11 protein-coding genes are annotated in these 13,566 nt (G+C 56.0%); 8 read left to right on the top strand and 3 right to left on the bottom strand.

Annotation, left to right across the window (positions count from 1 at the left end; genetic code table 11):
• The first annotated feature begins 67 nt into the window (after positions 1–67).
• On the top strand, positions 68–1,060 hold the full coding sequence (gene asnA / locus JT31_RS12205) for an aspartate--ammonia ligase (protein ID WP_038477299.1): 993 nt from the start codon (positions 68–70) through the stop codon (positions 1,058–1,060).
• A 3-nt stretch (positions 1,061–1,063) separates the two neighbouring features.
• On the opposite strand, the gene viaA is transcribed toward asnA, so the two are convergent.
• Positions 1,064–2,515, bottom strand: coding sequence for an ATPase RavA stimulator ViaA (gene viaA / locus JT31_RS12200; RefSeq protein WP_038477296.1), 1,452 nt, complete (start codon positions 2,513–2,515; stop codon positions 1,064–1,066).
• A complete protein-coding gene (gene ravA, locus JT31_RS12195) occupies positions 2,512–4,005 on the bottom strand; it encodes an ATPase RavA (RefSeq protein ID WP_038477293.1) in 1,494 nt (497 codons plus the stop codon). Before ravA ends, viaA begins: the two co-directional genes overlap by 4 nt.
• A 224-nt stretch (positions 4,006–4,229) precedes the next feature.
• On the opposite strand from ravA, the gene kup reads away from it, so the two are divergent.
• The 7 genes from kup (at position 4,230) to rbsR (ending at position 12,151) form a co-directional block, all read left to right on the top strand.
• Positions 4,230–6,098, top strand: a complete 1,869-nt coding sequence (gene kup / locus JT31_RS12190; RefSeq protein ID WP_038477290.1) for a low affinity potassium transporter Kup — start codon at positions 4,230–4,232, stop codon at positions 6,096–6,098.
• Positions 6,099–6,335: 237 nt separating this feature from the next.
• Positions 6,336–6,755 carry a D-ribose pyranase gene (rbsD, locus tag JT31_RS12185; protein WP_038477287.1) on the top strand — a complete coding sequence of 140 codons (420 nt, stop codon included), beginning with the start codon at positions 6,336–6,338 and terminating at the stop codon, positions 6,753–6,755.
• 10 nt (positions 6,756–6,765) lie between these two features.
• Positions 6,766–8,280, top strand: a complete 1,515-nt coding sequence (gene rbsA / locus JT31_RS12180; protein WP_038477284.1) for a ribose ABC transporter ATP-binding protein RbsA — start codon at positions 6,766–6,768, stop codon at positions 8,278–8,280.
• A complete protein-coding gene (gene rbsC / locus JT31_RS12175) occupies positions 8,277–9,242 on the top strand; it encodes a ribose ABC transporter permease (RefSeq protein WP_038477281.1) in 966 nt (321 codons plus the stop codon). The genes rbsA and rbsC overlap by 4 nt, the downstream gene beginning before the upstream one ends.
• 27 nt (positions 9,243–9,269) lie before the next feature.
• On the top strand, positions 9,270–10,157 hold the full coding sequence (rbsB, locus tag JT31_RS12170) for a ribose ABC transporter substrate-binding protein RbsB (RefSeq protein WP_038477278.1): 888 nt from the start codon (positions 9,270–9,272) through the stop codon (positions 10,155–10,157).
• A gap of 68 nt (positions 10,158–10,225) precedes the next feature.
• Positions 10,226–11,155, top strand: coding sequence for a ribokinase (rbsK, locus tag JT31_RS12165; protein WP_038477275.1), 930 nt, complete (start codon positions 10,226–10,228; stop codon positions 11,153–11,155).
• Positions 11,156–11,158: 3 nt separating this feature from the next.
• Positions 11,159–12,151, top strand: coding sequence for a ribose operon transcriptional repressor RbsR (rbsR, locus tag JT31_RS12160; protein WP_038477272.1), 993 nt, complete (start codon positions 11,159–11,161; stop codon positions 12,149–12,151).
• Here rbsR and mdtD read toward each other — a convergent pair.
• Positions 12,148–13,542, bottom strand: coding sequence for a multidrug transporter subunit MdtD (gene mdtD, locus JT31_RS12155; RefSeq protein WP_038477269.1), 1,395 nt, complete (start codon positions 13,540–13,542; stop codon positions 12,148–12,150). The genes rbsR and mdtD overlap by 4 nt on opposite strands.
• Positions 13,543–13,566 lie beyond the last annotated feature (24 nt).

The raw sequence follows: 13,566 nt of genomic DNA, 5'->3' as shown, positions 1-13,566 counted from the left end.
TTATTGAATATGATGGCGTTTCTGTTGCTTAATCGATGACAGAAACAACACAACAAAGAGAAAAGCCATGAAAACCGCCTGGATTGCTAAACAACGTCAGATTAGTTTTGTGAAAACCCATTTCTCCCGTCAGCTGGAAGAGAAGCTTGGCCTGATTGAAGTCCAGGCGCCGATCCTCAGCCGCGTGGGCGATGGTACACAGGACAACCTTTCTGGCAGCGAGAAAGCAGTGCAGGTAAAGGTGAAAACCTTGCCGCAGGCGCAGTTTGAAGTGGTGCATTCGCTGGCCAAATGGAAAAGAAAAACGCTAGGCCGGCATGACTTCAGCGCGGGCGAAGGGCTTTACACGCACATGAAAGCCCTTCGCCCCGATGAAGACCGTTTATCCCCTATTCACTCGGTCTATGTTGACCAGTGGGACTGGGAACGCGTGATGGGCGATGGCGAACGCCACACCGGCACGCTAAAACAAACCGTAGAGAGCATCTGGGCGGCAATTAAAGCTACCGAGGCTGAGGTTAGCGAACGGTTTGGCCTGGCCGCCTTCCTGCCGGAGAAAATCCATTTTGTTCACAGCGAAACGCTGCTGCAGCGCTTCCCGGGCCTGGATGCGAAAGGCCGCGAGCGCGCTATTGCTAAAGAGCTTGGGGCCGTCTTCTTGATAGGTATCGGCGGCAAGCTGTCGGACGGGAAGCGTCACGACGTTCGCGCCCCGGATTATGATGACTGGTCAACGAGCGGTGAAGGCGGGCTGGCGGGTCTGAACGGCGATATTCTGGTCTGGAACCCGGTGCTGGAAGATGCGTTAGAGCTCTCTTCTATGGGGATCCGCGTGGATGCAGAAACCCTGAAGCGCCAGCTGGCGACCACCGGAGATGAAGACAGGCTCCAGCTGGAGTGGCACCAGTCGCTGGTAAAAGGCGAGATGCCGCAAACCATCGGCGGCGGTATCGGCCAGTCTCGCCTGACAATGTTGCTGCTGCAGCTGCCGCACATCGGCCAGGTTCAGTGCGGCGTCTGGTCACCAGAAGTTCAGGCTAAGGTGAGCGACCTGCTGTAAGCCCTAGCGCCGCCAGCGACGCAGCAGGCGGCTTCTCATCCCGGTGTCAAAGCGCCAGATATGGTCGAAAATGCGCATGATGCCGGGCTTGCCGTGCCCCGACATGGCGACGGCGTGAAAACGGTTCTGATACTGTCGCTGCAGCGCCTTCACGCTGCTGACGACATCATCCGGCAATCGCTGGGCGATAAAATCAGAGATAACCACGGCATCGGCATCGTGCCAGTCTCCGGTCTGCATTTTCTCCAGGATTGAACGGAAGCAGCTGGCCAGATCCGTCCCACCGCTGAAATGCTGGCTTAAAAAGCGGATCGCCTGATCGATCCCGTCCCGCCCGCTCACCTCATAGCGCACGACTTCGCTGGAAAACAGCATAATAAAGCAGCGTCGGTTATCGGCGAGGGCAATACGCATCAGCGCGAGGCAAAAGGCTTTGGCGCATTGTTCGTTGAACCCGCCCATTGAGCCGGAAGTGTCCACGCAGACAATAAATGGCCCGCGGGGCTGCTCGTCAAAATCCTGATGGGCGACCGGACGTTCGATAATTTTTTCACGCCATGAATCACCGTGCAGGCGGTAAGTGAGCAGTTGCTTCTCCACCAGCCTGCGGTAGAACTCAAACTCCAGCTCGGTAATGCCCAGCGTTGCCAGCTCCGGCGGCAACAGACGCAGGATATCGTCGCTGCGCTGCAGGCCATCAACCTGTTCAGGGACGGTGGCTGGCTCCCGGACCAGCATACTCCATGGCTCGGTGGGGGAATCTTTACGCGGCACGGATTTCGCCTCGCGAGAGCGCCCCAGCTGCTCGGCAAGCTGCATCAGTTCCGGCTGGCCGGTAAGAAACTCACCGTATTGCACAATCAGCTGATAATCTCCGCGCTTCAGGGCGCCGCCGCTCATATCCCACAGCTTGCCGGCGGCCTTGTCGTTTTCCGCCAGCGCCGGGTCCAGCTGCCCGCTGAGCGCCAGCCGCGCCTGAATCTCGGCCAGAAGTTTATCGCGTTCATCTTCCAGCAGCTGTTGGTTAAGCGACGTGGCCTGTACAACCAGGCTTAGCCGCCAGCGCTGCAGAAACAGCGTATGCTGCGCCGGGGTGAAGTGCGGGTTCTCGGCCACCAGCGTTTTGGCCTGCTCATAGAACGGCGAGCCGAGTTTGTGCAGCAGCTGAATAATCTCCGGCAACCGGGTAATAAGCTGCCCGGTGCTGAGCAGCTGGCTTTGCTGGTAGCAAAGGACTTCCTGCGCCAGCTCATCCGGGACATGGCCGTCCTTCAGGCGGCCTTTGAGCTGGTCTCGCCAACGAGGTAAGTCTTCACTAACTGCTTTTTTCAAACGCGGGAATTTTTCGAAAAACACCGCCAGCTGCGGCGCAGCCAGCAGGGTAATGATTATTTCTTCTATCAGTTCACCTTCACCAATGGCGAGGATCATATCCAGCGTTTCAACGCTTATCATTGCCGCGCCTGTTTCAGCTGCGCGGCCACGTCCTGCAGGCTGGCTTCAATTTTCCCCAGCCAGTCGCTTTCTATAAACAGGCACTTTTGCTGATCGTTAAAGCGCTCGTGCTGCTGGTGCAGCGCAGCATCAAGATCGTCGAACTGCTTTTTGATCTCATCAGGCACGCCTTGTTGCTGGTGGCCCGGCAGCGCAAGCCGGGTGGCCTGAAGGCTGACATCGCGAATAGTCAGGTGCAGGCTGTTGTCTACCTCCAGATTAAGCAGCTGCGCAAAGCCAATCCCATTGAGCTTACCGCGGATCTCGCCTCCTTTATTAAGCCACTGAGCCAGCGCCTCACGTGCAAGGGTGATATGAATCACTTCGATATCGTGCAGTTTCAGCGGCTTTTGCAGTAAAAGCGTCAGCGTTTCGCCGGTTATCTCATCCGGTAGCTGATACTGCGGTTTGCGGCTGAACATGCCGGTCTGTTTGAGTACGGTAAAGGCATCCCGGTCGCTGCTTTGCTGCTGGAGCTGAAGGCGCCGCTGCACGATAGCGCTGAGTTTGCTGAGAATAGCCTGCTGTTGCCACGCGTGTCCGGTCATCAAAACTTCAATCTGCTGCTGCATTAAATTCATCGTCGCCGTGTCGTGCCACAGGCAGTCTTTCAGCAGGATAAGATCGATAGGTGCCACGGTATCGCGGCCGTTAAAGAAGGCGCTGGCCTGCAGCAGGCGAATGGCTTTTTTCCAGCGGCGGTCAGAAACATAAGGCGCCCCCGGCGTGGCCTCAAGCAGCTGTCTCAGGGTGAAGATAAGTTCAAAAACGTCCTCCGGCAGCGCGATGCTGCCAATTTGCTGCTGCCAGCTGAAATATTCTTCATCGGTAACCTGCAGGCTTTCGGTAACCGGATTAAAATTCTCGTCGTGCTGGCTGATGAGCATCGAACGGAAATTGCCTTTGTCCTGCACCTTGTCGAGCCACAGACGAATCAGCATGCGGTCATACAGCGCTTCCAGGCTGCTGTCCACTTCGGGTAATTCGTTGGACGCGGCCACCAGCAGGCGCATCGGGATTTTTTCTTCACTGGCGCCGTTGCGAAAGCGGCGTTCGTTAATGGCGGTCAGCAAGGTATTTAAAATCGCCGGGCCTGCTTTCCAGATCTCATCCAGAAACACAATTTCGGCTTCCGGCAGATAGCCTGCGGTCAGGCGCTCGTAGCGTCCTTCATCTTTCAGGGCCTGAATAGAAAGCGGACCAAAAACTTCTTCTGGCGTTGAGAAGCGAGTCATTAGATATTCAAAGGCGCGCGCTTCGCGGAAAGCGAACTTAAGACGGCGAGCGATCAGGCTTTTCGCAATGCCCGGCGGGCCAAGTAAAAAGACGCTCTCGCCGCTGAGCGCCGCCAGCAAACAAAGGCGAACGGCGTGCTGACGCTCAAAAAGTCCTTTTTCCAGCGCCTGGCTGAGACGAGAAATTCTTTCAGCCAGCAAATGTGATTGAGCCATAATTAGCTTTGCATCCTTACGCGGTTAACCCTGTGGAGGAACGCGAGTATAGCGTTTATTTTTAGCCAGTTAATGTGCTGATTATGCCGCATGCAGCGTTTGAGCTGGGATAAGTCAAATGCATTTAGGAGTACGATTTACACAATTATCGTGCATACTGTGCGCCGTTTTGTGGGCCAAGGGACTAAGCACACGTTTTCGGGATTCCAACAAAAGATTAGTCTATGAGCGCTGATAATAAACAATCGTTGCCGGCCGTTACGCTGGCTGCTATCGGGGTTGTGTACGGTGATATAGGTACCAGCCCGCTTTATACCCTTCGTGAATGCCTGTCCGGGCAGTTTGGGTTTGGCGTTGAACGCGACGCCGTGTTTGGTTTTTTGTCGTTAATTTTTTGGCTGTTGGTTCTGGTCGTCTCCATTAAATACCTCACCTTTGTGATGCGTGCGGATAATGCCGGGGAAGGCGGGATCTTAACGCTGATGTCTCTGGCCGGGCGCAATACGACGGCCCGCATGACCTCGGTGCTGGTAATCATGGGGTTGATTGGCGGCAGCTTCTTCTACGGCGAGGTGGTTATCACGCCGGCGATATCGGTGATGTCGGCCATAGAAGGCCTGGAGATAGCCGCGCCGCAGCTGGACCAATACATCGTCCCTCTCTCTATTATTGTTCTGACGCTGCTGTTTATGATTCAGAAGCACGGCACCGGGATGGTGGGCAAGCTGTTTGCTCCGGTGATGTTGCTGTGGTTCCTGACGCTCGCCGTCCTGGGCGCGCGCAGTATTATCGGCAACCCGGAAGTCCTGCAGGCGCTTAACCCTGCCTGGGCGGTGAATTTCTTCGTGCAGTATAAAACGGTGTCGTTCGTTGCTCTCGGTGCGGTGGTGCTGGCGATAACCGGCGTTGAAGCGCTGTATGCCGATATGGGGCACTTCGGTAAGCTCCCGATTCGCATCGCATGGTTTATTGCGGTTCTGCCTTCTCTGGTCCTTAACTATTTTGGCCAGGGCGCGCTGCTGCTGAAGAACCCGGAAGCGATTAAAAACCCGTTCTTCCTGCTGGCGCCTGACTGGGCGCTGATCCCGCTGCTGATTCTGGCAACGCTGGCCACGGTTATCGCCTCTCAGGCCGTTATTTCCGGCGTCTTCTCGCTGACGCGTCAGGCGGTTCGTCTGGGCTATCTATCGCCAATGCGCATCATCCACACCTCGGAAATGGAGTCCGGGCAGATTTACATTCCAGCGATTAACTGGATCCTGTATATCGCCGTGGTGATTGTTATCGTTAGCTTTGAACACTCAAGCAACCTTGCGGCTGCTTACGGCATCGCGGTAACCGGCACGATGGTGCTGACCTCGATCCTCTGCTGTACCGTCGCGCGCAAAAACTGGCACTGGAATAAAATTGCCGTGCTCCTGATGTGCGTGGGCTTCCTGTTTATCGACGTGCCGCTGTTCTCGGCTAACCTCGAGAAAATCGTCTCCGGTGGCTGGCTGCCGCTCACGCTGGGCCTCGTCATGTTTACCATTATGACGACGTGGAAGAGCGAGCGCTTCCGCCTGCTGCGCCGCATGCACGAGCACGGTAATTCTCTGGAAGCGATGATTGCTTCGCTCGAGAAGTCGCCGCCGGTTCGCGTGCCGGGCACAGCGGTCTATATGTCCCGCGCTCTGAACGTGATTCCGTTTGCGATGCTGCATAACCTCAAGCACAACAAAGTGCTGCATGAGCGAGTGGTGCTGCTGACCCTGCGTACCGAAGATGCGCCGTACGTTCACAACGTGCGTCGTGTTTCCATTGAGCAGCTGTCGCCAACCTTCTGGCGCGTGGTGGCAAGCTACGGCTGGCGTGAAACGCCGAACGTGGAAGAGATTTTCCACCGCTGTGGCCTTGAGGGACTGAGCTGCCGGATGATGGAAACATCGTTCTTCATGTCGCACGAGTCGCTGATTATCGGCAAGCGTCCGTGGTATCTCCGCCTGCGCGGCAAGCTGTTCCTCGCCCTGCAGCGAAACGCTCTACGTGCGCCTGACCAGTTTGAGATCCCGCCGAACAGGGTTATCGAGCTGGGCACCCAGGTCGAGATTTAAGTTAGCGAATCAGTGCTGGTTTCAGATCTCAGGAACGATTCGGCATGATCCCCTCACCCCGGCCCTCTCCCACAGGGAGAGGGAGTAAACACTAAAAACGGTACTCAGGTACCGTTTTGCGTTTATTAGCGAAACGTTTCGATGTTGATCACACTTCTTTAACCTGGTGGTTGTTTAACCGCCATCTCATTTCCTACACTCATTGTCAGCGAAACGTTTCGCTAGTGGAGCAGGAAAATGAAGAAAGGTACCGTTCTTAACGCTGATATTTCGGCCGTTATCTCCCGTCTGGGGCACACCGATACGCTGGTGATTGCCGACGCCGGGCTGCCAATTCCGCGCAATACTCAGCGCATCGATCTGGCATTGACTCACGGCGTTCCGGGCTTTATGCAGGTCGTGGACGTGGTAACTCAGGAAATGCAGGTTGAGGCGGCAATCATTGCTTCTGAAATCAAACAACATAATCCCGCGCTTCACGAAACGTTGCTCAGTCACATTGAGCAACTGCAAAAACACCAGGGAAACACCATAACTATTCGTTACATCAGTCATGAGCAGTTCAAGCAGCACACCGCGGATGCACATGCGGTTATTCGCAGCGGGGAGTGTTCCCCGTATGCGAATATCATTCTCTGTGCTGGCGTAACCTTCTGAGGAGGCCAGTATGGAACCTTTACTGCAACTTAAAGGGATCGATAAATCGTTCCCTGGGGTGAAAGCCCTCTCTGGCGCGGCGCTGAACGTCTATCAGGGTCGTGCCATGGCGCTGGTGGGTGAAAACGGCGCCGGCAAATCCACCATGATGAAAGTCCTGACCGGGATCTACTCCAAAGATGCCGGTTCGCTGCTGTGGCTTGGGAAAGAAACGGCCTTCAGCGGGCCAAAAGCCTCCCAGGAAGCCGGCATCGGGATTATTCACCAGGAACTTAATCTCATCCCGCAGCTCAGCATTGCGGAAAACATCTTCCTTGGCCGCGAGTTTGTCGGGCGTTTTGGCAAAATTGACTGGAAGAAGATGTACCGGGAAGCCGACAAGCTGCTGGCGAAGCTGAATTTACGCTACACCAGCGAGCGCCTGGTAGGCGAACTGTCGATTGGCGATCAGCAAATGGTCGAAATAGCCAAGGTGCTGAGCTTCGAGTCAAAAGTCATCGTCATGGATGAGCCGACAGATGCGCTGACCGACACCGAAACCGAGTCGCTGTTCCGCGTCATCCGTGAGCTGAAGGCTCAGGGCTGCGGCATCGTGTACATCTCCCACCGCATGAAAGAGATCTTTGAAGTCTGCGACGACGTGACCGTTCTACGCGACGGGCAGTTTATCGCCGAGCGTGAAGTCTCCGCGCTCACCGAAGACACGCTTATCGAAATGATGGTTGGCCGCAAGCTTGAAGACCAGTATCCGCATCTGGACAAACAGCCGGGCGACATTCGCCTGCGGGTTGATAACGTGTCCGGCCCCGGCGTGAAAGAGGTTTCTTTCACGCTGCGCAAGGGCGAAATCCTCGGCGTGGCCGGACTGATGGGTGCCGGGCGTACCGAACTCATGAAGGTGCTGTATGGCGCGCTGCCGAGAACCGGCGGCTATGTGGCGCTGGATGGTCGCGAAGTGGTGACTCGCTCTCCGCAGGACGGGCTGGCAAACGGCATCGTTTACATCTCCGAAGACCGCAAGCGCGATGGCCTGGTACTGGGCATGTCGGTGAAAGAGAATATGTCGCTGACCGCGCTGCGCTATTTCAGCCGCGACGTTGGCAGCCTGAAGCATAAAGATGAGCAGCAGGCAGTGCAGGATTTCATTCGCCTGTTTAACGTCAAAACGCCTTCTATGGAGCAGCCAATTGGCCTGCTTTCCGGCGGCAACCAGCAGAAAGTCGCCATCGCGCGTGGCCTGATGACCCGTCCGAAAGTGCTGATCCTCGATGAGCCAACCCGCGGCGTTGACGTTGGGGCGAAAAAAGAAATTTATCAGTTAATTAACCAGTTTAAAGCCGAGGGTTTGAGCATCATTCTGGTGTCGTCCGAGATGCCGGAAGTGCTGGGCATGAGCGACCGCATCATGGTTATCCACGAAGGGCGACTGAGCGGGGAGTTCTCCCGAGAAGACGCTACCCAGGAGGCGCTGATGGCCGCGGCCGTTGGTAAGCTTAATCGAGTGAATCAGGAGTTAGATAAATGAGTACCCAGACCGTGTCCACCCGTCGCTGGTTCACCAAAGCGTGGCTGTTGGAGCAAAAATCGCTGATCGCTCTGCTGGTGCTGATTGCGATTGTTTCAGCGCTGAGCCCGAACTTCTTTACCGTGAATAACCTGTTCAACATCCTGCAGCAAACCTCGGTTAACGCCATTATGGCGGTGGGGATGACGCTGGTCATTCTGACCTCCGGGATCGACCTGTCCGTCGGTTCTCTTCTGGCGCTGACCGGGGCGGTGGCCGCCTCTATTGTTGGCTTTGAGGTTAATGCGCTGGTGGCCGTTGCCGCCGCGCTGGCTCTGGGGGCTGCTATTGGCGCCGTGACCGGGGTGATTGTTGCGAAAGGGCGAGTTCAGGCCTTTATCGCCACGCTGGTGATGATGCTGCTGCTGCGTGGGGTGACGCTGGTTTACACCAACGGCAGCCCGATGAATACCGGCTTCTCGGACAATGCAGACCTGTTTGGCTGGTTCGGTATTGGCCGTCCGCTGGGGATCCCAACGCCGGTCTGGATTATGGCTGTTGTCTTCCTGGCCGCATGGTACATGCTGCACCATACCCGCCTGGGGCGTTATATCTATGCGCTCGGTGGGAACGAAGCGGCGACGCGCCTGTCCGGGATTAGCGTCAACAAAGTGAAAATCATCGTTTACTCTATGTGTGGTCTGCTGGCGTCGCTCGCGGGGATCATCGAAGTCGCGCGTCTTTCTTCTGCGCAGCCTACGGCGGGTGCGGGATACGAACTGGATGCTATCGCGGCGGTCGTGCTGGGTGGTACCAGCCTGGCAGGCGGTAAAGGTCGCATTGTCGGTACGCTTATCGGGGCATTGATCCTCGGCTTCCTGAACAATGGCCTGAATTTATTAGGTGTTTCTTCTTATTACCAGATGATCGTCAAAGCGGTGGTTATTTTGCTGGCGGTGCTGGTGGACAATAAAAAGCAGTAAAACCATAACCCTACAGGACATCTGACTATGAATATGAAAAAACTGGCTACCCTGGTTTCCGCTGTCGCCCTGAGCGCCACCGTAAGCGCTAACGCCATGGCAAAAGATACCATCGCGCTGGTGGTGTCTACCCTGAACAACCCGTTCTTCGTATCGCTTAAAGACGGCGCGCAGAAAGAGGCCGACAAGCTGGGCTACAACCTGGTGGTGCTGGATTCACAAAACAACCCGGCGAAAGAGCTGGCTAACGTGCAGGACTTAACCGTTCGCGGCACCAGGCTTATGCTGATCAACCCAACCGATTCCGACGCGGTGGGTAATGCCGTTAAAATGGCAAATCAGGCTAAAATCCCGGTGATTACCCTCGACCGTATCGCAAACCAGGGCACCGTGGTGAGCCACATTGCTTCTGATAACGTTGCCGGCGGGAAAATGGCCGGTGATTTCATCGCTAAGAAACTGGGTGAAGGCGCGAAAGTCATTGAACTGCAGGGTATTGCAGGCGCTTCCGCTGCTCGTGAGCGTGGCGAAGGTTTCCAGCAGGCCGTTGCCGCACATAAACTTGACGTGCTGGCGAGCCAGCCGGCTGACTTCGACCGCACTAAAGGTCTGAACGTTATGCAGAACCTGCTGACCGCGCACCCTAACGTTCAGGCGGTATTCGCTCAGAACGATGAAATGGCACTGGGTGCCCTGCGTGCGCTGCAAACCGCGGGTAAATCTGATGTACTGGTCGTTGGTTTTGACGGTACGGCTGACGGCGTGAAGGCGGTAGAAGGCGGCAAGCTGGGCGCGACTGTTGCCCAGATGGCTGACCAGATCGGCGTTATCGGTGTGGAAACCGCCGATAAAGTGCTGAAAGGCGAGAAAGTGGATGCGAAAATCCCGGTCGACTTGAAACTGATCACCAAATAAGACGCAAAGAAAAGCAGGGCATCGCGCCGCTCAGCAATGAGTGGCGCACTCAAACTGGATATCAAGATATGAAAAGCACTGGCAAACTCGTCGTTCTGGGCAGCATCAACGCTGACCACATCCTCAACCTCGAACATTTCCCAACCCCGGGTGAAACCGTCACCGGGCAGGGCTATCAGGTGGCGTTCGGCGGTAAAGGCGCGAACCAGGCCGTGGCGGCCGGGCGTAGCGGGGCCGACATCGCGTTTATTGCCTGTGTGGGTGATGACGATACCGGCAGCCGAGTTTGTAAGCAGCTTGCCAGTGATAACATTGATACTTCGCCAATCAGCACGATTAAAGATGAAGCCACCGGCGTCGCGCTGATTTTCGTCAATGGCGCAGGTGAAAACGTTATTGGGATCCACGCTGGCGCTAATGCGGCCTTAACTCCTGTGCTGGTTGAGGCGCAACAGCAGAAAATCGCCGAAGCTTCTGCTTTATTAATGCAGCTGGAATCTCCGCTCGAAAGCGTGCTGGCGGCGGCGAAAATTGCCCATCAGCACCAGACCAAAGTTATTCTTAATCCGGCCCCGGCCTGTGAACTCTCCGATGAGCTTCTGGCGCTGCTGGATATGATCACCCCGAACGAAACCGAGGCGGAAAAGCTGACCGGCGTGCGCGTTGAGAGCGACGAAGATGCCGCCAAAGCCGCTGAAGTGCTTCACGGGAAGGGGATCGACACGGTAATTATCACCCTCGGCAGCCGTGGCGTATGGCTCAGCGAAAATGGCAGCGGCAAACGCGTGCCGGGCTTTAAGGTCAAAGCTGTTGATACTATTGCTGCCGGCGACACCTTTAACGGCGCGCTGGTTACCGCGCTGCTGGAAGATAAGCCGATGGAAGACGCCGTGAGATTCGCTCATGCCGCAGCCGCGATTGCCGTAACGCGTAAAGGCGCCCAGCCTTCCGTGCCGTGGCGTCAGGAGATTGACGAGTTTCTGCAAAAGCAGAGGTAAGCTATGGCTACCATGAAAGACGTCGCCCGCCTGGCGGGCGTTTCTACTTCTACCGTTTCGCACGTCATTAATAATGACCGCTTCGTGAGCGATGCTATTCGCCAGAAGGTAGAGGAAGCTGTTAAAACTCTGAATTATGCCCCTTCTGCGCTGGCGCGAAGCTTAAAGCTCAATCAAACCCATACTATCGGCATGCTGATCACAGCGAGTAGCAACCCGTTCTATTCTGAACTGGTTCGCGGCGTTGAACGCAGCTGCTTTGAGCGCGGCTACAGCCTGGTGCTGTGCAATACCGAAGGCGATGAGCATCGCATGAACCGAAATCTGGAAACGCTGCTGCAAAAGCGCGTGGATGGATTGCTGCTGCTGTGCACCGAAACACATCAGCCTTCGCCTGAAATCATCAACCGCTACCCGACTATCCCTACCGTAATGATGGACTGGGCTCCGTTTGAGGGGCTGAGCGATGTGATTCAGGATAACTCGCTGCTCGGCGGGGAAATGGCCACGCAGCATCTGATCGACAATGGCTATACCCGCATTGCCTGCATTGCCGGGCCGCAGGACAAAACGCCGGCCAGGCTGCGCCTTGAAGGTTACCGTAAAGCCATGGATCAGGCCGGGCTGGCTATCCTCCCGGGCTATGAAATTATCGGTGACTTTGAGTTTCAGGGCGGGTTTAGCGCTATGAGCGAGCTGCTCACGCTCAAGGAAAGGCCAGATGCAGTATTTATGGGCAATGACGCGATGGCCGTGGGCGCTTACCATGCTTTATATCAGGCCGGCCTTAGCGTGCCGCAGGATATGGCGGTGATTGGCTACGATGATATTGAGCTTGCTCGCTACATGACGCCGCCGCTGACCACCATTCATCAGCCTAAAGATGAGCTCGGCGAACTGGCTGTGGATGTGCTGATCCACCGGATGGGGCAGCCCGATCTGGCGCAGCAGCGTTTACTGCTGACGCCAGAGCTGGTGGAACGAAGGTCCGTTTAAGACTTGTGACGTTCTTTTATTAAGTTGCGCCCGTCTTTTGGGCGCAGCAGCAGAAATACCGCCGAAGAGACCAGCGTTATCGCACCCATCGTCAAGAGGGTGTAGTGGAACTGCTCGATGGTATTAACGCTCTCAACACCTTCCCATGCACGCAGCACCGCCGCGCTTACCGCAACCCCAAGGCTGATTGAAAGTTGCTGAGTTACGGCCAGCACGCTATTACCGCTGCTGGCGTTCTCATCCGTCAGGTCGGCAAGAGTGATGGTGTTCATGGCCGTAAACTGCGTCGACATCGCCATCCCTAATATAAAGAGGGGAAGGATCAGCAGCCAGACTTCCATCCCCGGCGACTGTAGTGAGAACTGGGCAATGAGCAGGCCGATGACCACTGTTATCCCCACCAGCGTTTTACGATAGCCCAGCCAGCGCAGTACCTGAGTCACCGTCGATTTGGCCAGCAGTGAACCTACGGCGGTCGGCGCCATCATGCAGCCAGCCAGCAGCGCTGAATAACCAAAACCGACCTGCAGCATGAGCGGCATTAAAAAAGGGACGCAGCCGGTGCCGAGGCGCGAGGCTATATTGCCGACGATGCCAACCGAGAAGGTGCGCGTTTTAAAGAGAGGAAGGGGAATAAGCGGCGTTGGAACGCGGCGAGCATGCCAGACATACGCCAGCAGCAGTAAAATACCGCCAAGGATAACCAACATTCCTATATAGCTGGCGACAATGCGCTCGCCAAATAACTCAACCCCGCTGGAGATCAGAACCAGGCCCGCGCCAAACATCAGGAAGCCGCTCATATCAAACCTGCGCTTCGGCGTGGTGAAATTGGGCATGTATTTGCGGGCATACAGCAGGCCCAGAATGCCAATCGGGATATTGATTAAAAAGATCCAGTGCCAGCTTGCCCAGGTCACCAGCACGCCACCGAGCAGCGGGCCAATAATGGGGCCGACCAGGCCGGGCATGGTGACAAAGTTGAGCACAGGGAGTAATTCGCTGCGAGGATAAGCCCGAAGCAGCGCCAGGCGGGCCACCGGCATCATCATTGCCCCGCCAATCCCCTGAATCACGCGGAAGATGACCAGTTGAGTTAGCGACCCGGACATGGCGCAGGCGAAGGAGCCGAGAGTAAACAGGCTAACGGCCAGCATAAATACCCGCCGTGTGCCGAAGCGGTCGGCTAACCAACCGCTTACCGGGATAAGCATCGCAACGGTTAGGGTGTAGCTAATAATGGCGGCCTGCATGGCCAGCGGCGAGCGATTAAGGCTATGGGCTATTGCCGGTAGCGCGGTGTTAAGAATGGTGGCATCCAGCGCCTGCATAAAGAAAGCCATTGCGGCTATCCATGGCAGGCCGGCCATGCTGCGTGCTGTTTTCGTCATTATTATCCTGAAGGTTAAGTGCGC

The sequence above is a fragment of the Cedecea neteri genome, from assembly GCF_000757825.1.
GTDB classification, from domain to species: Bacteria; Pseudomonadota; Gammaproteobacteria; order Enterobacterales; family Enterobacteriaceae; genus Cedecea; species Cedecea selenatireducens.
Note: the sequence above shows the minus strand (reverse complement) of the source record. Positions and strands in the feature narration are given on the sequence as shown.